This is a genomic window from Gimesia benthica (assembly GCF_009720525.1).
Taxonomy (GTDB): Bacteria; Planctomycetota; Planctomycetia; order Planctomycetales; family Planctomycetaceae; genus Gimesia; species Gimesia benthica.
On sequence record NZ_CP043930.1, the window covers coordinates 4,394,375 to 4,413,124 of the forward strand.

Consider the following 18,750-nt stretch of genomic DNA (forward strand, 5'->3'; position numbering starts at 1 on the left):
GTCAGGTTGTGGGATGCTGTGAGTCTTCAATTTTCTGTTGAATCCACTCGGGGATCTCGATGGACTTCATCGGTTCGCCATGCGTGAAATGGCAGCAGACGGTTTTCATGCGTCCTTTGGCGATTTTGGTGTCATCCCGCCAGAAGTCGTATTCGATAGTCAGCGATTTGACGCCGACCCGTTCGATGGTGAGACGAATTTCGAGGAGGTCGCCGTAGAAAGCGGGAGATTCAAAAGAGCATTGGGCGGAGACCCGCGGCCAGCCGATGACGGAGCCGTCGGGCTGTTTATCGACGATGGTCATGCCGAGTGAGCGATAGTATTCGTGCTCGGCCTGTTCCATGTATTTGTAGAAGTTTGAGAAGTGGACAATGCCGGCCATGTCCGTTTCGTGAAATTCCACGCGGCGAATTGTTTTAAAAGTGCAGGACATGCATCTCTCAATAGAAATCAGAAAACAGCAGACTGCGGCCTTAAATCTGCAGTCTGCTGTGAGATTAAAACCTGTTACAGGCGGTTCCGGGGAATCAGTCTTCCGGGAAGAACCGCACGAGGGTTTCCTTGCTGGGAGGTCTGGTGACCAGGGAGACCAGGATCATGGCGACCGCGGAGGCGACCACCATGGTGGCTACCGGCATCATGCCCAGGAAGGTGTAGTTCGGCTTCAAGGCGTAACCGGCTTCTTTAAACAGGTAGAGCCAGGTACCGAAGGCGACCAGGACACCTGCGTAAGCGCCAGGCTTGGTGAGGCGTTTCCAGTAGACCGCAGCAAAGATGATGGGGAACAGGCTGGAAAACCCACTGAAGCACCAGACACCGAGGGTAAAGACCCGCCGCGGTTCCAGCAGACTGAAACCGTAGGTGATCGCTACCACCAGAATAATAAAGGTCCGGGCCATGAGGACAACCTGTTTATCTGTAAAACGGTCTTTTCCGCCGTAATGCACGACAATGTCTTCAGTAAACATGGTGCCGATACAGAGGAACTGACTGTCCAGCGAAGACATGATGGCGGCCAGAATCCCTGCGGTCAGGAAGCCGGCGAGAACGGGGGAGGTCATCTTCTTCACCATCGCCGCAAGGACCGCGTTCGCCGGGAAGTGTGGCGGGAAGAGCGGTGCCCCGTTGAAGGTGGCGGAGGTTGCCCAGACACCGACCAGGACGCAGGGAACCCAGACAATCATGATGAACAGCGGGTGTGCGACCACGGGAAGTTTAAATGTCCCTGCAGAACGGGCGGTGAGCCAGTGCTGGAACAGGTGGGGGAACATGCCGACCGAGAGGGGGACGAAGAAGTAAGTGAAGAAGACGAGCTTGCTCATGGGATGCGGTGCATCGGGAGCCCAGTTGGTGGCCCGGTAGACGCCGAGCGCTTTTTTGATCGTCCACTTTTTACCTTTGGAAGGATCGTTGGGATCCAGATCGTGGTTGGGATGGCCGATTTTATCGCCGAAGATCAGCATCGCCTGTTCGTCTTCCGCGTTAGCTTTCCGCGGATATTCCTGCAGGGCATGATGCGACATCAGGTCGGTAGTCCACTTCTCGGGGAAGGGATCCGGCGTGACGCGGTCGTCCTGTTTGAGCAGGGCGCGGTTGGTCTGTTCGGTGGTCAGTTCGTAGAGACCGTTCTTGGCAGCGTAGACGGCTTCGGCAGTCATCTGCCAGTTGGGCATACGGGGTTTGAATTCCTCGTAGGCTGCGGCTTTCTGCTCGGGAGTGAGTGTCAGTGTTTTAAGGACACGGGTCGCGTAATTGTATTTAGCGATCAGGGTCCAGGTCTCATATCGTTTCGCATAAGCGGCGCGGTCTTTGGGATCGACGGCCCGCATGAGTTTCGAGGGGTTCTTTTCGAGCACCGCTTCGCTGGCAGCCTGCAGACCACCCAGTTTGCTGGAAATCACGAAGAAGGTGACGACGCCGAGTATCATGAACACGATGGTCTGAAATGTGTTAGCCCAGGCGGTTCCCCGCATCCCGCCGAAGAAGACGTAGATCAACACGACGAGGCTGATAACCAGCGAACCGAGCCAGGGGGGGATGCCGTAATCGTAGGCGGCGAAGGCGCTGTCGAAGGCACCTTCCGTAATACTGCTGATGACCACGCCGGAAGACATGACGCCGATCAACAGGTAAGGAATTACCAGACCGACGAGAATCGGGAAGAGGATCACGCCGATCTTGTCGCTTTCCAGACGTTCGCGGAAGAACTGAATCTGGGTGGTGTAACCGTATTTGTGTCCCCAGGACCAGAGTTTAATCCCGAGCAGGAAGAAGCAGAGCGAGTGGATGATCCCGCTGGAAGAGGCGAGCATCCCGTAGACGCCGACCCCTTCTTTGTAGGCTTCCCCACTGGAACCGACCAGGGCGAAGGCGGTCATCGTGGTGCCGAAGATCGACATCAGCAGCAGAAACGGGCCAATCGAATGACTGGCGAGCATGTAGTCCTTACTGGTTCCTTTAAACAGACGACTGGAGAACACGCCCAGAAACAGCAGCAAACTCAAGTAGATTCCAATAATTACCAACTGAATCATTATTCTGTGTCTCCTGTTTCCTGGTCAGATTCTGGGGCAGATTTGAGGGCTGCTGTGGGAGCAGGTGCCGGGGCGGGGGAATCCTGGGCGATTTCTTCCAGATGGTGAGGCCAGGCAAATTTGGTCGCCAGAAACCAGACAATGGCGGCACCGATAGAGATTCCTGCCTGGTAGAGCAGGGTGATCGGCATGAATCCGAAGATGAGTCTTTTGTCATCCCAGAGCCAGTTGTCCTGGTGGAGAATGATTAGTATGACAACCAATCCATATACGGCGTATCTCATAGGTCATCTTTTCTGTGTTGCAAGAGTCATGACAGGGTGGGTCAGGCTCTGCCGGGGCAGAACCGATTTCGGCGGGAAGCAGGCTCAAGCGACGACCTGCAGAATCGCACTGTTGAACTATTGTGCCAAAAATGAAGTGAGGTCACAACATACCGGTTCGTTTTGTCGTCATAATCCTGCTGATCGTACCCTCGGTTTCGCGGAAATGTTAATGTTCGTTAACACCTGAACTGCTCTGCAGGAGCCGTGATAGAGATAAGCCAATCCTGAATTCAAGGCTTGCAAATCGGGGTGAGTCTCCTCAGAATGGGGGCTTACATAAAAGGGTCGGACTATTTCGACTATGGCTTTTAGAGAGGATAGGGAATCAATGTTGCGTCAGGCGTTCGTAGGATTGTGCTGTTTAAGCTGCGTAATGACATCCGCAGCATTTGCTCAGGCCCCTAAAGGCGACAAGAACTATGCCGTGGTCGATCTGAAGAATGTCGACGATGATTTTTTCTATCAGGGTGAATACTATGGATCGCTCGGATCCGACTGCAACTGGTGTGGCTCCGCTGCCCTGGGGTTGCAGGTGGTCGCCCGCGGTGATGGACATTTCATCGCCTCGCTTTACCAGGGCGGACTGCCCGGTAATGGCTGGGACCTCTCTGCCCGTGAAGAGTTGGAAGGAACCCGGGACGGGGACGTATTGACACTGCAGGGAAAAGACCTGACGCTGCAGGTTTACAAGAATGGTCCCGTAGAAATTCTGGATCACAGAGGGCATCTGCTGGGTCAGCTGACTAAATACCAGCGGAGCAGTGTGACTCTGGGCGCAACGCCACCACCGGGGGCCACTGTGATTTTCGATGGTTCTTCCGTGGATGAGCTGACCGGGGGCGAGATCACTCCCGGAGGTCTGCTGAAAGAGGGGACCGAGTTCAAGCATACCTATCGCAGCTATCGCCTGCATGTCGAATTCCGTCTGCCTTATATGCCTTACGCTGTCGGACAGGCACGCAGCAACAGTGGGATTTATCTGCAGAGCCGCTACGAAGTCCAGGTGCTGGATTCATTCGGCCTGGAAGGGGTCGAGAACGAGTGCGGTGGTCTGTACAAGCAAAAGCGTCCCCGCATCAACATGTGTTTTCCACCTTTGTCCTGGCAGACATATGACATCGGTTTTGTTGCTCCCAAATTCGATGCGGACGGGAAGAAGATCAAGGATGCTTACATCACCGTGCTGTTGAATGGGGTTCCCGTCCACCAGGACTACGCGATTGTCGCCAAGACCGGCGGTGGTAAGCAGGAAGGACCGGAGCTGTATCCGATCAAGCTGCAGGATCACCGCAATCCGGTCCGTTTTCGCAACATCTGGATCGTGGATCTGAGTGACCAGCCTGATCCGCAGTACTGCTTTCCCTGCCAGTCACTGTTGTGTGACAAATAAGCAGGTTTCAGAGCCTCGTCAGTCTCATCCCGGCTGCGCTGAGAATACGCACAGCTGGTAGAGCGGGATATTTCCGTTCGCGTCTTGTCTTGCCGATCAAAGCAGGTACAATAGGAAAGCGGTGTCGTAAGCTGCTGCCTGGCACAGGCATACGATATTGATGCCCCGTGTGATTCACCTGTCGGTCCCAGCAGTTCCTTGCGGGATTCCAAGTCGGGTGAGCTGATCGCAAGGAGAGTCGAGAGGTCTGATGGATTATTCGCTGATTGCCATTCTGGGCTTGATCATAGCATTGATGATGTTCGTGGCTGAGATCTTCATTCCTTCGGGAGGGCTGATTGCCGTGCTGGCATTATCGAGCATGGCTGCCTCGCTTTGGGGGGCCTGGATGGCCTGGTGGGGAACCAGCCCCGGTTTCTGGTGGACCTATATCGCCAGTATTATTTTGCTGATACCAACGACAATCGGCATGGCAGTCAAAATCTTTCCGAATACAGCCTGGGGCAAGAAGTTCATTCACGAAGCGCCGACACTGGAAGAAGTCAGTGGTTTCCAGGCCGAGACCGATCATCTGCGGTCATTAGTCGGGAAAACAGGAAAAACGCAAACTCTTTTGAACCCCAGTGGGTTTGTCATCGTTGATCATGAACGGCACCACTGTGAAAGCCAGGGCATGATCATCGATCCGCGTGTGGATGTGGAGATCATAGCCGTGGAAGGGACGCGTCTGGTCGTGAAAATGGTTAAGAAACCCGTCAAAGAGAGTTCCGATACAGAAGAAAAAACTGCCCCAAAGCGCGAATCGCTGGCCGATGGTTCTCTCGATTTTGAGGTTCCCGAAACCTGATTCTATCGGCAGGCTCTGGAGTCGAGCCCAAAAATTCTCTACAATGACTAAATCCGGATAGCCGACAGGTTGCCAAGTCGAGTTCCGCCGTAGCAAACAACACCAGGATCTACTTTTTCTCAGGACAGGAAAGCAGGAATGAGCACCTTGAATCTATTAGCGGCCGATGATAACACCACAATCATCTGGATTGTGGGGATTGTCGTCTTTCTGTTTGCGCTGTTTATATTCGCGTTGTTTGCCCGGTTTGCCGGTTTGTGGATTCAGTGTAAGTTGACGAAAGCCAAAATCGGTTTCTTCGATCTGGTGATGATGACGATTCGTAAGGTCAACCCGACCATTATCGTCCGCAGTAAAATCATGGCAATTCAGGCTGGGGTCACCAAGTCGTATGATATTTCGACGCGTGATCTGGAAGCCCATTACCTCGCGGGGGGGAATGTACCGAATGTGATTCGTGCCCTGATTGCCGCCCAGCGGGCGAAAATCGATCTGGACTGGCAGTCTGCCCAGGCGATCGACCTGGCGGGCCGCGATATTTTAGACGCCGTGCGGACGAGCGTGTACCCCAAGGTGATTGACTGTCCCGATCCCCGGAAGACCAACAGCACGTTGGATGCAGTGGCTGGCGATGGAATTCAGTTAAATGTACGGGCCCGGGTTACCGTGCGAACCAACCTGAAACAGCTGGTCGGTGGTGCAACCGAAGAGACCGTCATTGCCCGTGTGGGACAGGGGATTGTGCAGGCCATCGGTTCGACTTCTACTTACGAACAGGTCCTGGAGAATCCGGATAAGATTACGCAGATCGTGTTGAACGAGGGGCTGGAAAAGCAGACCGCTTACACGATTGTTTCGATCGATATCGCAGACATTGATGTGGGTGAGAACATCGGAGCCCGGTTGCAGGCGGATCACGCTGAAGCGGAAATGCGTGTGGCACAGGCGAAAGCAGAACAGCGACGAGCAGAACAGAAGGCTCGCGAGCAGGAAATGGTCGCGTTGACCCAGGAAAACCGGGCCCAGGTAGTGTTGGCAGAAGCCAAAGTGCCCGAAGCGATCGCCGAGGCGTTTCGTTCCGGAAAAATCGGGATCCTGGATTACTATGAACTCAAAAACGTGCAGGCCGATACCAAGATGCGTGACATGATCGGGACTCCCGAACGGGAACCGTCTACAACCAGCTAAGCATGAGCCGTGTTTGATTGTGAAAGGGATTCACAGCCAGGCTGATGCGACTGGACAGGATTAAAGAGCAACTGGGGTAAATTATGAATCTTCCGATCTTAGCAGCAGACTGGGTGGGCGCCGTAATCGGTATCCTGTTTCTGCTGATCAGTGCCGCCAGTGCAATCGCGAATGCCGCCAAGGAAAAGAATAAAGCACAGCCCGGCAAGGCTAAAGAGAAAGCGCAACTGCAGAAAGAGCTGGAAAAATTTCTGCAGGACGCGATGAATCCCCAGCAGGCAAAGAAACAGGAACCGCGCGCACAGCAGGCCCGGGCAGCGGAACCGACGGAGATCGATTTCTTTGAGGATGACGGTATTGAAGCGGCTGCCTCGACGCCGCGACGACAGCGCCGTCAGAGAAAACCATTGCCGTCGGCTTCGAGCAGTTATCAGCAGAAGATGCAGCAGTCCGCCAGCAAACCCCCTGAGCCGAAGCCCAAGAAGAAAAAAGTCACTCATCGCGAACGCAACGAACTGGAAGAACAGAAGCGGCAGAAGCGACTGGGTGGATCGCTGCGTGATCGGATCGAAAAGACTCAGAAGAAACATATGCAGTCCCGGGTGCATAGCCAGATCGACAGTAAAGTCGGCCAGCATCTTTCAGACACTTTTGGTAACCGGTCGGGAGGCAGCAAGCTGGGCCCGCGGATTGGGGCAGCCCAGCTTCTGCGCGATGCACTCAAGGACAAACAGTCATTTCGCCAGGCTTATATCCTGAGCGAGATTCTCTCTCCACCGAAGTCACGACGTCGTTCCTGATAAGCGTTTCAGGCGGTCGCGTCTCCCCGAAACACACAGAAGCAATACAGCGCTGGAAAAAGAGTGAATGAGTAAAGTTGATTCCTCGATGAAAGTTTTGCTGTTTGCCGGGCCGTTTGAACTGAGGGGGACCTCTGCCTATACCCTACGACTGGCCCATTACACCGCCGATTATGGCATCCGGGCACGCGTGGTCTGTCCTGATGCGTCGAAAGTCGATCCGGGCATCCGCAGTAAGCTGGATATTACCGAGTATCGGAACCTGAATGTACCGATTCTGGGGCAGGCTGTTCTGCGTCTGGTCAAACAGGAAGTCGAGAAGAACATCCCGGATCTGATTCACATCCAGTCGCGACATGTGCTGCCGCAGGGACAGTGGATGGCGCGAAAACTGAAGCGTCCGTTTTTGCTGACCGTGAATGACTATCTGCAGAGCGATGAAAAACTGCGCATCGATTTAAAATGGTGCCGGGGGATCATCACCGTCAGTGAGTCGGTCAAAAAAGATCTGATCGCCCGCACCGGACTCCCGGAAGATTTCGTACTCGTGATTTCCAGTGGCGTGGATGTCCCCGATGTTTCCCACCTGTCACCAGTGCTATCACTGGATCATCAGCCGGTAGTCGGAACGGCTGGTCCGCTGGAAGCCATCAAGGGACTTCCTTATTTCCTGGGAGCCGCCAGTCGTGTGCTGGCGGAAAATCCCAACGTACAGTTTCTGATTTCAGGCGCCGGTCCCGAGGAAGGGAATCTGCGGCATCTGGCACGTGACCTGGAAATTACGGCGAATGTGACCTTTGTTCCCAACCTGTATGACTTCGCCATCTCACTGGAAGCGATGGATATATTCTGTCTGCCCTCATTAAGGCAGGGGCTGGGAACGATTATGCTGGAGGCGATGGCGCTGGCCAAGCCAGTCATCGCGACTGGGGTTGGGGGCGTGTATTCGGTGATTCGCGATGGTGAAACCGGGCTGGTGATTCCGCCGTCCAACAGCGAGTCGCTGTCCAACAGTATTCTCGAACTGCTCAATGACCCCTTGAAAGCTCGAGCAATGGGTGAATCGGCGCGAGAACTGGTGCGTCAGCAGTTTCGGGTGGAGACGATGGTCGAGAAAACAGTCGAACAATATCAACTGGCTGTGCAGGGTGCAGTCAGTACGGGAAGTGCCTGAGGCACATTCTATCAAATAGCAGCAGGTGGAACGAACAGTTCCACCCGAGACGGAAATTAAGAATGCAAGCAGAGATTATTGCGATTGGCAGTGAGCTGACAAACGGCGAAAAGCTGGATACGAACAGCCAGTGGCTGAGTACGGAACTGGCGGCGGCAGGAATTGCGACGCACTTTCATACGACGATTGCTGACAACCTGGATGAGATCATTGATCAGTTGCGACTTTCGGCTTCCCGCTCCGATCTGATTCTGATCACAGGGGGGCTGGGACCCACACTGGATGACCTGACGCGACAGGCGATGGCGGGACTGACGGGTACGGATCTGGTGCTTGATGCAGAATCGCTGGCGATCATCGAAAGCATGTTTCAGAAACGGTATCGCGAAATGCCCGAGCGGAACCGGATCCAGGCGATGTTCCCCGAGGGGGCAGAGCCCATCAAAAATGAACATGGGACTGCACCGGGAATCTGGATGACGGTCTCCCGTGATGGGGGAGAGGGGATCTGTCATATCGCGGCGATGCCGGGCGTGCCTTCCGAAATGAAGCCGATGTTTTTTGAGTCCGTGCTCCCGCGACTGGTTCGTGGAACGCGGATCATTCGCTTTGCCCGCATCAACTGCTTCGGGGTCGGTGAGTCAAAGACCGAAGAACTGCTGGGAGATATCACCAGCCGCGGTCGCGATCCGGAGGTTGGCATCACAGCCCATGAAGCGACCATCACGCTGCGAATTAAAGCGATGGGTGAGTCCAACGATGATTGCGAGCAGAAGATTTCAGCCACCTATGAGCAGATTCGCGAACGACTGGGCGACTACATTTTCGGTTACGAAGATGAAGAACTCGAACACGTGGTGGTGACCCTGTTGAATGAGAGCAAACTCAGTGTGGCATCCAGCGAATGCGGCACCGGAGGACTGCTGTCCTATCGGTTGACCGAAGTCGCGGGTTCGGCGGACTGTTTCAAAGGGGGAACCGTACTGGCGCGTGTAGATGCGTTTTCTGCAGACGGTGCACTGGCCTTGGCGAAATCCACGCGGGAAACGCAGGCCAGTGATTTTGGTCTGGCCATTCTGCTGGATCTGAATCAGTCCTGGCAGGATCGTGAAAATGCACCGCAGGCTTTCGTGGCTCTCGCGAGTGACGACGGAGCCTGGGTGGAGGAGATCGGATTAACGGTTAATCGGGCGATCGCCAAGAGCCGCATTTCCAAAGCGGCTTTGGATCTGTTACGACGCAAGCTATTGAAGATCGAACGTTAACTCACAAGGTATGCCATCAGGCGGCCTGCAGCTTGCGGGCTTTCTGTGACCAGTGAATCCAGTCGGAGACTTCTTCCAGGTCGGGACGTTTGGCGTCTCTGAGGATGCGTTGCCCCTTTTTGGTTTTGAGGAACGAATTGACCTTCCCGAGCAGATCCTGCGGGATCGCCCGGGCGATCATTTCGGGTTCGGTCAGGCCGCACCCTTCGAGGATCTGGGCGTCGTGTCCGCGGAGTCCGGGAATACAGCAGACGAGCTTCGTCTGTTTCTTCCATTTGCGGATGGTCTGTTTTCTGATGTGCTGCACGTTGAGTTTGTTTGCGACGAATTCGGGATTACATTCCAGCAGATCATTCACGGTAAAGACGCCCGCGGCTTCCAGACGTTCGGCTGTCTTCGGGCCGATGGAAGGCGCATCTTCAACGGGCATTGATCGATTCAGGTAAAAGGGGGGAATGTTCGGTCCCTGTGAATCGGGAGTGGGGTGTGAACCATCGTGCCGATATTCTCGTCTTTCCTGAGGTGGTTCCTGCTCTGATTGTAAGAGGGACTCAGAGGCTTCTGGCGAAAACGTACGCGCCTGTTGTGCGCCGCGGATCCATTGTTCCACACGGATTTCTGTGATAACAGACTGCAGTGGAATGTCCGAGGAATCCTGGCAGGCTTCCACCAGCGACCAGAGTTCTTCAAAGGTCATTCCGGCGATTTCGTTCGGTTCGGTGATGCCACAGGAGACAAGTAACAGCGCGTGAGTGGGTGCCAGACCGCGGATACAGGCAGCCAGTCGAGCCTGGCTCTGCCATTCGAAGATCAGACCGGCGGTCAGACTGTCGTCGTCAACCCCGTCAGCAATCTCGTCGGCAGAGAAGGTAAGCAGATCGCGGACGGTCCAGATGTCCGCTTCCGTCAGCGACTGAATCTGTGAGTCACTCAACCCGGAAAGGCAGTCCAGCGGATCTGACCAGTCGAGCTCATAAGAGAGTACTTCGAGTGTGGCTGGTTCTTCATAGATCGACTCCTCTGAGGGCTCCGTATATTCGTCTTCTTCGATTTCCTCATCAACAACTTCTTCAATTACAGTTGTCGGGATCACTTCGGGGGCGTGACTGCGTGCCACATCAGAAGCCGGCAGGCGGACCGCAGTGATGCCCTGTTCTTCGAAGAGTTGCGTCAGGTGCAGGTGGCAGGTGAAAAGCAGAATCTGCTGTCCCTTGGCTGCAACGGCATTCAAAGTTTTGATCGCAGCCCGGGTCCGTTCCTGGTCGAAGTTAACCAGGACATCATCCAGGATCATCGGGAGCTGTACTCCTTGGTTCCGGAAGCGTTCTACCATCGCCAGGCGAATTGCCAGGAACAGCTGCTCGCGGGTACCGCTACTGAGTTCATCGACGGTCAGCGTGTGCCCCTGGTCGTCGTCGATCTTGGGGAACTGCTCGCCGAGCGGAGTCCAGATATTGGTGTATTTGTCGTTGGTCAACTGACGCAGGTAGTCTGAGGCGATCGCCAGTGTTTCAGGCTGACTGGTCCGTTCGAATTCGGAACGCAGCTGATTGATGCCAACGGCGGAGAGTTCGTTCGAGAACCAGAGTGAACCCGCTTGTCGGATCTGTTCCTGAATCTGTTCCCGCTGGAATCGCAGTTGTGCAGAGGAACGATCCGTTTTCGCGTTCTGGTAGTCCTGTTTGAGTCGCCCCATGTTCTCAGCGACGCTGACCAGATCACGTTCGATGTCTTCCAGTTCCAGGTTGAGCATGTCCAGGTGGTCGGTATTCTGCTGCAGATCGAAATTGAGCAGATCCTCTTCGACGATGGCCATTTCCTGTTCGCTGCGACTGATTTTCTCGAGTTCCGCCTGGGCATCAGCGAGCAGTTCTTCCAGTTGCAGACGCTCATCAATTGAGTTCGCCCGCTGCAGGAATTCCTCGCGATTAGCGGCACCCCCCTGGATCAGCAGCGAAGACCGCTGATGTTGCAGTCCTTCGAGTGAGAGCTGCAGGGTATCTGCTTCCTGACGCAGACGCTTTTCTTCTTTCCGCAGTCGAGCCCGCTCTTTCCGCTGTCCCGAGAGTAGTTCGAGTTCGCGTTCCCATTCCCCGACCACTTCAAACGGGCGATCAAGCTGCTGCTGATTCCGGTTCAGTTTCAGACCCAGTTCCCGCACGCGACGGTAGAACATGTTGACGATGTCGCCCAGTGGCTTGATTCGTCTCAGTTCCTGCTCGCGCTGGGTGGCGTACAGGCTGGCATTGGAAACCTGGTGCCACATGCGGAAGGCGTCTTCAATTTTCAGTGTTTCGGTGAGGCCCAGCTGTTTCAGGCATTCGCACCATTCGTGACGCTTGCTGCTGAACTCGCGCTGGATTTCCTGCGACCGGTTGCGGAGTCGCACCAGTCGCTGTCGGGTTTTCTGAACCTGTTCCTGCGAAGCCTGCAGCTGTTCCAGCTCTGAGATTTTGAAAGCCAGATCGTGCAGCAGCTCAGTCCGCAGGACATTCTCGTCATTGAAGCTCAGTGCGGGTAACTGTTCGCGATGACGCGGGTTGCTGAGTGAGTGGCCTTCTTTGACCAGCTTCAGGGAGAAGTACTCGTCTTCCAGCAGACGGTCGATTTCCTGACGCGTTTCACGGAGGTGGACGTCGAGAGCCCAGTTTTCATCCTGGAGTTCATCCGCCTGGTCGTTGACATCGATTTCGAAATGCTTCTTGATCGCCCAGGTAAGTCCCCCCAGAAACAGGCCGGTCAGACAGTAGATAAGACCGACCAGGGAGGCATCGGTGACACCACGCCAGATACCCGCCAGTAACAGCAGCGTACCAGCGATGGCAAAGCCGAAGAGTGTTTTTTTGGCCCAACCCGGAATGCGGGAGTGGGTCTGCAGGCGATCCAGTTGTTCGCGGACGGCTTCCTGGCGAATCGAAAATTCGGATTCGCGGAACCGCAGCTGACTGAGTCGCTCAAGATGCTGCATGCGTTCGCGGGCTCGTTTCAGTTCCTGTTCGATGGACTGTCCATTGAGCAGGCGTCCCGATTTATCCTGCAGTTCAGCCAGTTTTTTCTGGTAGCGGCGGGAGACCTTCTTATAACGCAAGTGAGCCTGTTTGCGTTTGTGTGACGCCGCCCGGTATTCGCGGGCTGCCTGAATCAGTCGCTGATTATTGTCCGGCGTGGTTTGAATGTGTGACAGGGCATCGACCGACAGATTCTGAGGACGATACTGTTCGAGAATCTGTTCCAGCCTGCGGACTTCGGTCTGACCTTCCTGGAAATCATGCTCCAGGGAAGCGATCCAGTCTTTCTGGTCTGCCAGGCTCTGGATCTGAGCTGCATGTTCCAGCAGCTCATTGTCCGATTCGTATTGTTCGATTTCCTTACGGAGCCGTTTGATTTCGGCTTTAACTTCGATCAACCGGGATTCGGTCTGTTTAATTTTACGATCATATTCATCAAGTTGAGCGACGCCATCGACGGGGAAGTCATGGACAACGGGCAATTGCTTCAGTTTGTGATGCAGGTTCTGAACGTCCTGCCAGGGCTTGAAGACCCGTTCCAGGAAACGATGTCCGCGGATCTGGTACTGCAGTCCTGACTTCCGTTTCTTCAGACTGTCGGATTCTTCGCGGAGCTGCTGGAGTTCGTTAGAAAGCTGAAAGAATTGCTGCGACTGCTGCTTCAAGCTGGCGAGCTTGCTGTTGACTTCATCCAACTTACGGTACAGGTCGACCAGCGAGCCCGATTTGAGATTGTGGCTCAGGCAGGTCTGTCTGTTGGCTGCGATCTGCTGCGATACATCGAGGATCGCCTGACCTTCGGGGCCGAGGGAAAGACCATAGATGTGGCGGGCAACCTGCTCGCCGTGCAGCGTGCCCAGTTCCTGCAGTTCGTTCAGACCAATGGCGAACACATTCTCGTAAACACTCTCTTTGACTCCCGCATGGAGTGAACTCAGCAGTTCCTGGCTGGAAATACCGCGTGCTTCTGCCTGGAAGGAGAATTGTCCGCGACCGCCGGCCCTGGACTGGCGACGGATCTCGTACCGCTGTCCCTGATGTTTGATGTCCAGCAGTGCAGACCATGGAGTTGAATCCGGTACGCGTGGCTGTTCGCGATTTTCCTCGGGACGAAATCCATAAAGGATGCCCCGGATCATGCGCATCAGGGTCGACTTGCCCGTTTCATTGGGACCGTAAAAGACATTGATTCCCGCCTGCAGGGGGGCCAGATCCAGGTCATGCCAGTTTCCAAACCGGTCGACGTGAATGCGAGTGATTTTCATGAGTGATGTTCCTCATCCGTCGAGATGTTGAGCCAGGACTGTCCGTTGCGGATGGCTGTATTGAAGATCTGCACTTCATCGAGCTCTGCAGCGATGGACTTTAACCGCTGCTGCCACTGCGGGTCGAGATGACCGGCGCGGGAGATCAGTCGCTCAAGGGGGGCATCAAAGCGCGTGCGAAAGGATTCCACCTGTCGCAGATATGAATCGGTCAGTTCGGTGCCCGATTCCCGGTGCTGTTGAATGGGGGTGAATTCCAGCTTGAAAGTGTGTTCCAGTTGGGAAAGCTGTTGCTGTTTCAGTTCCTGCTGCAGTGCAGAAGTCAACTCCGCCTGTTGTGTGGCGTCTTCCAGTGCATCAAGCAGGGATCCACTGCCAGACAGTTTCCAGCAGACCATCCAGAGTCGTTCGTGCTTGCCTGGTTTCCGCGATAACAGTGCGGATTTCATCTGCTGTCGCAGTTGTGCTGTGGAAGTGTGTGGCTCCAGTTCCAGCTCAAGCGGGAGCCAGCGCACCGGGGCGACTTTGATTCGTCTGAGTTCCAAAGGTGCCTCTGAATTGACGATGGCCAGCGTTACGCCATTCTTCTGGTATTCACCGAAGTTCAATCCCTGGGCCGTTCCCGGATGATGGGCAACGCCGGGCTGCATTTCAAACGTATGGTGGCTCGTCCCTTTGGGGAGTGAAAGGTAATCCACGGCCACTTCGCTGCTGTCATCGTCGTTCTGGAAAGCATCCGGGACGGCCAGCGAGAATGAATCGAGTTCGAAGGTCGCTGATTCCTCAGCGGTAGTTGATGAAGCGGGAGTCATGCAGCCGATTGAAAGGGGACGCTGGTTGTGTTTGTTGAACAGTTGATTCCGCTGTTTCAGTTTCAGTGTCTGGTAGGTTTTCGCCGGTGCAGATCCGAAGAGCTGCAGAGTTGCCACCGTTTCCGTTTCGCGGAGAATGTCGAACCGTTCGTGATCGCCGGGGGAGAAGAAGGTGACATTCTCGGGCCAGTGATATTGCAGGTCCCAGGCACTGAGCGGATCTGATTCACCGGGAATGACCAGTACTTGAATATTGTGCGCGGCCAGTTTCTGAAAGCCATCGATGAGTGCGATACGGGCACGGATACTGTGATCTGATTCGACGAACGTATTTCCCGTCAGCAGCAGGAAGTCGACACTCTGGTCGAGGCAACACTGAACCAGATTGGCAAACGAGTGCAGTGTGCAGTCTTCGAGCAGATGCTGCGCTGCTTCCGAAATGGTAGCGACTCCCTGCGGCTGATGATCGAGGCGCAGGTTCGCAGCATGAATAAAGCGGGTTGGTACATATGACATGGCAGACTCCTTTCCGCCGCATAACCTGTCTGGCTCAAAAACTCCGTGGCCCGGATGATCGCCGTAGACAGGTCAGCATTCCAGAAATTAATTTCGGGCCGAAGTGTACTTCACTGTGCGGTTTAAGAAAAGTCGAGTCTGCAAAAATCCGTTGTGCAGATTGCCAGGATCACCAGGATGTTCAAAAAGCTATTGGCTCAGTTACCCAGCCAGAAAGGGACGTTGGGGTCCTGGTAGGTGTCGACCAGAGCATGTGAAACGGTCGTGACTAACTCCTGTCGCTTGACAGGTTTAGACAGCACTTCGTAGGCATTCGCGGCACTGGCATCCTGACGCAATTCATCTGTCGCATCGGCGGTAATCAGAATGCAGGGGAGCAGGGCATTGATCTGTTTCAAAATCCGGACGGCTTCCAGACCTGTCAGAATGTCCATATGCATGTCGAGCAGAACGATGTCGACGTGTGTCTGTTCCACGAGCTCAATCGCCTGTTCCCCCGATTCCGCCTCAAACAGCTGGAAGTAAGGGGCCAATACCTCTCTGAGGACTTCACGGAAACCGGAGTCGTCATCAGCAATCAGTAATTGATAAGGAGTTTGCGATCTGGCTTTGACCATAACACAGCTCACCGGAAAGACAGAGCCCCATTGTCAGGGGAGATTTATGCTAACCCTATCTCAAAATCGGGATGGGGCAAATAGTGATTCGACAGCAAAAACATAAGCAAATCAGATACCAATGTCGGTTGTATTCAGGCGTGTCTTGTTAAGTTCTTACAACAGAGGTGGTTATATGATTATTACAATTTGGTGACTGCGTTTTCAACTGTTAATTTTCCGGGGCAAACACACTCAATCTCTGTCAAATAGGCAGAGATGCATAAAGAATGAGGCTCGCACAACAGGTGATCTACGGCTGTTTTGGTTGCAGAATTGCCCCGGTTCACTGGTGTGAGACGAGTGCAGACTCAGATTTCACACTAGGATCAGCAGCGTCAGAGGCAGCTTTCTCTTGCGTCTCGACCATCCGTGAGAAGAACTCAACGAGCCGTTGATCGTAAAGTTCTTGTTGAGCGAAGCGGCCGGCATTGTGCACCGCACCCGGGAGTGAGCACAACGAGGTCTCAGAGTGATGAATGCGGTCGATGATCTGATCTGACATGCAAGGCACGACACTCTGATCTTTCTCGCCGACGAAGAACAGCAGTTTTCTGTTTTCCAGGTTGCGGAGCAGGGGCTTGAGATTTACGAAGCGACACCCCTGACGCCGTTGAGTGAACCAGACCATAATGCGAAATGCCCGGGTCACCTCCCACGTTGGAACCAGCTGAATGAACAGGCGTGGCAGAAAACGTTCGCCCCAGCGAATCGCATGATCGAGGAACAGGGATTCGTTGATAAACGCGCCTTCGCAGGCGATGTACTGGATTTCGGGTTTTCTGGTCGCAACTGAGAGGGCTGCTGCTGCGCCGCGACACATCCCCACCAAGCCGAGAGGAAGCTCTTTCAGTGCCGAATGCTGGCGGAGATATCTGATGGCTGCGCGGGTGTCGTTGAGTTCGTGTTCCGACAGCCAATGCACTGATTTGTAATTCGGGTCCTGGTCGCTTTTGCCATGATTGCGAAAGTCAAACGTAAACACGGCGAAACCAGCATCCAGTAAGCCGCGACACTGGTAAAGTCCGATCTGTCCCGACAGTCGAAATGGGTGGCAGAACAGAATGACTCCCCGCGGTGGGGATTGCGCCGGAAGTGCCAGCAGACCTCGCAGTGTCAGTCCGTCAACGGAAGGAAAGGAGACTGACTCAATATGAATCCCGGATTCTTTGTCAGGCAGAGTATTGAGCGTTCCAGCCAGCTGAAAACGATCTGGCAGGGGCGCATAGAGAACGGGGTAAGCAGCCCGGATGATACAATATTGGATGATTAACTCGATGCCGATCAGTATCAGCAGGCACCAGAACAACCAATTCACTACCGTCTCCCTGGAAGCGAAGTCGCTGCCTAATCCTGCAGCAGCGACGATGATCATACGTTGTTGAAATCTTGATGACGCACCGCCCACAGATCTCTCTTTGAGGGAGATCCTGGGGCTGCTTACAGTGTAATCAGTTTTTGTCTGAGCGTCTCTGTCAATCTGGACGGTTTACGGGATATTGTGAAATAACCCGTACAGATCAGCAGCGGTCTAGCCATTGAATTCAGAGAAGATCAGAGAGATGTTCTGACCACCGAATCCAAAGCTGTTGGAGAGTGCTGATGTGACGTTCTGCTGGCGGGCTTCGTTGGGAATGTAATCCAGGTCGCAATCCGGATCAGGGGTTTCGTAGTTGATCGTGGGAGGCACGACGTTGTCACGAATTGCCATCAGGCAGGTGATCGCTTCCACGCTGCCTGCTGCGGCGATCAGGTGGCCCATCATGCTCTTAATGCTGGAAACGGGTACCTTGTAAGCGGTGTCGCCCAGGGCGCCTTTGATAGCCCGGGTCTCCACTTTATCGTTGACCGCAGTACTTGTTCCGTGCGCGTTGATGTAATGAATGTCTTCGGGATTGAGCTGGGCGTGGCTCATTGCCATTTTGATACATTTGATCGCCCCGCGACCTTCAGGATGAATGTCGGTCACGCGGTAAGCATCGGCACTGGAACCATAGCCAACCAGTTCGCCATAAATCTTGGCGCCCCGTTTCTGGGCCCGTTCGAGGTCTTCCAGAATCATCATACCGGCACCTTCGCCTAACACGAAACCATCTCGGTTGCGGTCGAAGGGACGCGATGCCTTGGCCGGATCTTCATTGTGTGTTGAAAGGGCCGTCAACAGACTGAAGCCGGTGACGCCGAAGGGGTGAATCATGCTGTGGGCGCCACCCGAAAGCATGATATCGACATCGCCACGACGGATCAGTTCCGAGGCTTCGCCAATCGCCTGGCTGGAAGCGGCACACGCGGTCAGACAGTTGAGGTTAGGACCCTGAGCGTTGAACAGGCTCGCCAGGTGACCGGCGGGCATGTTGGGTTCCTGTTCCAGTTCGAACAGCGGATTCAGCTGTTCCAGACCGGCTTTGGTGAATTTTTCCAGGTCGACGTGTCCGTCATTCTGGGCCTGGGCGATCAGTTTCATGAACTGGTAAAAGTCCTGCTGACCTTCGCCGGCACCGAGGTACACACCGAAAATAGAGGGGTCGAAGTCTTCGTCGAGAATGCCCGAATCTTTCACGGCCTGGGTGGCTGCGCCGATGGCGTAGCGGATGTTGCGTCCAGAATATTCAAAGCGGTCGAGGTTATCGACATAATCTTCGAGGTGGAAGTCGTGGACTTCGGCTGCGAAGCGGGTGGGAAAATTGGAAGCGTCAAAGTGAGTGATGTTGGAGATTCCGCACTTGGACTCCTGGAGTGCTTTCCAGGTATCTTCCACGGTTTTCCCTAAAGGAGTGATGGCCCCAATACCTGTGATCACAACGCGGCGGTTCATAGCTTTGAATTCTTGTTTTAAATTGAAATTGGTAACAGCAGGCAAATCAGAGTGTTGTTTGACCCAGCGAGTATGATTTGCAGCCCGTAATTAGTTTGATGCTTCGATCAATGAATTATTATTGTAGCCCATTTGGAATCAAGGCTTCCATACC

The 18,750-nt window shown here is 54.3% G+C and carries 14 protein-coding genes; 6 read left to right on the plus strand and 8 right to left on the minus strand.

The window, feature by feature from the left end:
• Position 1 precedes the first annotated feature (1 nt).
• The 3 genes from F1728_RS17060 to F1728_RS17070 form a co-directional block, all read right to left on the minus strand.
• Positions 2–433 carry an acyl-CoA thioesterase gene (locus tag F1728_RS17060; protein WP_155365106.1) on the minus strand — a complete coding sequence of 144 codons (432 nt, stop codon included), beginning with the start codon at positions 431–433 and terminating at the stop codon, positions 2–4.
• 94 nt (positions 434–527) lie between these two features.
• Entirely contained in the window at positions 528–2,534 is a 2,007-nt protein-coding gene (locus F1728_RS17065; RefSeq protein ID WP_155365107.1) for a sodium:solute symporter family protein, read from the minus strand.
• Positions 2,534–2,818 carry a DUF3311 domain-containing protein gene (locus F1728_RS17070; RefSeq protein WP_155365108.1) on the minus strand — a complete coding sequence of 95 codons (285 nt, stop codon included), beginning with the start codon at positions 2,816–2,818 and terminating at the stop codon, positions 2,534–2,536. The genes F1728_RS17065 and F1728_RS17070 overlap by 1 nt, the downstream gene beginning before the upstream one ends.
• Positions 2,819–3,233: 415 nt before the next feature.
• On the opposite strand from F1728_RS17070, the gene F1728_RS17075 reads away from it, so the two are divergent.
• The 6 genes from F1728_RS17075 (at position 3,234) to F1728_RS17100 (ending at position 9,524) form a co-directional block, all read left to right on the plus strand.
• Positions 3,234–4,250, plus strand: coding sequence for a 3-keto-disaccharide hydrolase (locus tag F1728_RS17075; protein ID WP_228030213.1), 1,017 nt, complete (start codon positions 3,234–3,236; stop codon positions 4,248–4,250).
• A gap of 250 nt (positions 4,251–4,500) precedes the next feature.
• Positions 4,501–5,097 (plus strand): NfeD family protein, encoded by a 597-nt coding sequence (locus F1728_RS17080; RefSeq protein ID WP_155365110.1) that lies wholly within the window; start codon positions 4,501–4,503, stop codon positions 5,095–5,097.
• A gap of 138 nt (positions 5,098–5,235) precedes the next feature.
• Positions 5,236–6,285 (plus strand): flotillin-like protein FloA, encoded by a 1,050-nt coding sequence (gene floA, locus F1728_RS17085; protein ID WP_145443011.1) that lies wholly within the window; start codon positions 5,236–5,238, stop codon positions 6,283–6,285.
• 83 nt (positions 6,286–6,368) lie between these two features.
• Entirely contained in the window at positions 6,369–7,085 is a 717-nt protein-coding gene (locus F1728_RS17090) for a hypothetical protein (RefSeq protein WP_155365111.1), read from the plus strand.
• 67 nt (positions 7,086–7,152) lie between these two features.
• Positions 7,153–8,259 carry a glycosyltransferase family 4 protein gene (locus F1728_RS17095; RefSeq protein ID WP_155365112.1) on the plus strand — a complete coding sequence of 369 codons (1,107 nt, stop codon included), beginning with the start codon at positions 7,153–7,155 and terminating at the stop codon, positions 8,257–8,259.
• Positions 8,260–8,321: 62 nt separating this feature from the next.
• Positions 8,322–9,524 (plus strand): CinA family nicotinamide mononucleotide deamidase-related protein, encoded by a 1,203-nt coding sequence (locus F1728_RS17100; RefSeq protein WP_155365113.1) that lies wholly within the window; start codon positions 8,322–8,324, stop codon positions 9,522–9,524.
• 16 nt (positions 9,525–9,540) lie between these two features.
• Here the strand turns inward: F1728_RS17100 and F1728_RS17105 are convergent, their stop codons facing one another.
• From F1728_RS17105 to fabF, 5 genes are all read right to left on the minus strand, one after another.
• Positions 9,541–13,797 (minus strand): DUF4332 domain-containing protein, encoded by a 4,257-nt coding sequence (locus tag F1728_RS17105; RefSeq protein WP_155365114.1) that lies wholly within the window; start codon positions 13,795–13,797, stop codon positions 9,541–9,543.
• Positions 13,794–15,125, minus strand: a complete 1,332-nt coding sequence (locus F1728_RS17110; RefSeq protein ID WP_155365115.1) for a metallophosphoesterase family protein — start codon at positions 15,123–15,125, stop codon at positions 13,794–13,796. Before F1728_RS17110 ends, F1728_RS17105 begins: the two co-directional genes overlap by 4 nt.
• A gap of 197 nt (positions 15,126–15,322) precedes the next feature.
• On the minus strand, positions 15,323–15,742 hold the full coding sequence (locus F1728_RS17115) for a response regulator (protein ID WP_145044797.1): 420 nt from the start codon (positions 15,740–15,742) through the stop codon (positions 15,323–15,325).
• 325 nt (positions 15,743–16,067) lie between these two features.
• Complete coding sequence (locus tag F1728_RS17120) at positions 16,068–17,099, minus strand: alpha/beta hydrolase (protein WP_194242410.1); 1,032 nt, start codon at positions 17,097–17,099, stop codon at positions 16,068–16,070.
• A 213-nt stretch (positions 17,100–17,312) separates the two neighbouring features.
• Complete coding sequence (gene fabF / locus F1728_RS17125; protein ID WP_145192235.1) at positions 17,313–18,596, minus strand: beta-ketoacyl-ACP synthase II; 1,284 nt, start codon at positions 18,594–18,596, stop codon at positions 17,313–17,315.
• Positions 18,597–18,750: the final 154 nt, after the last annotated feature.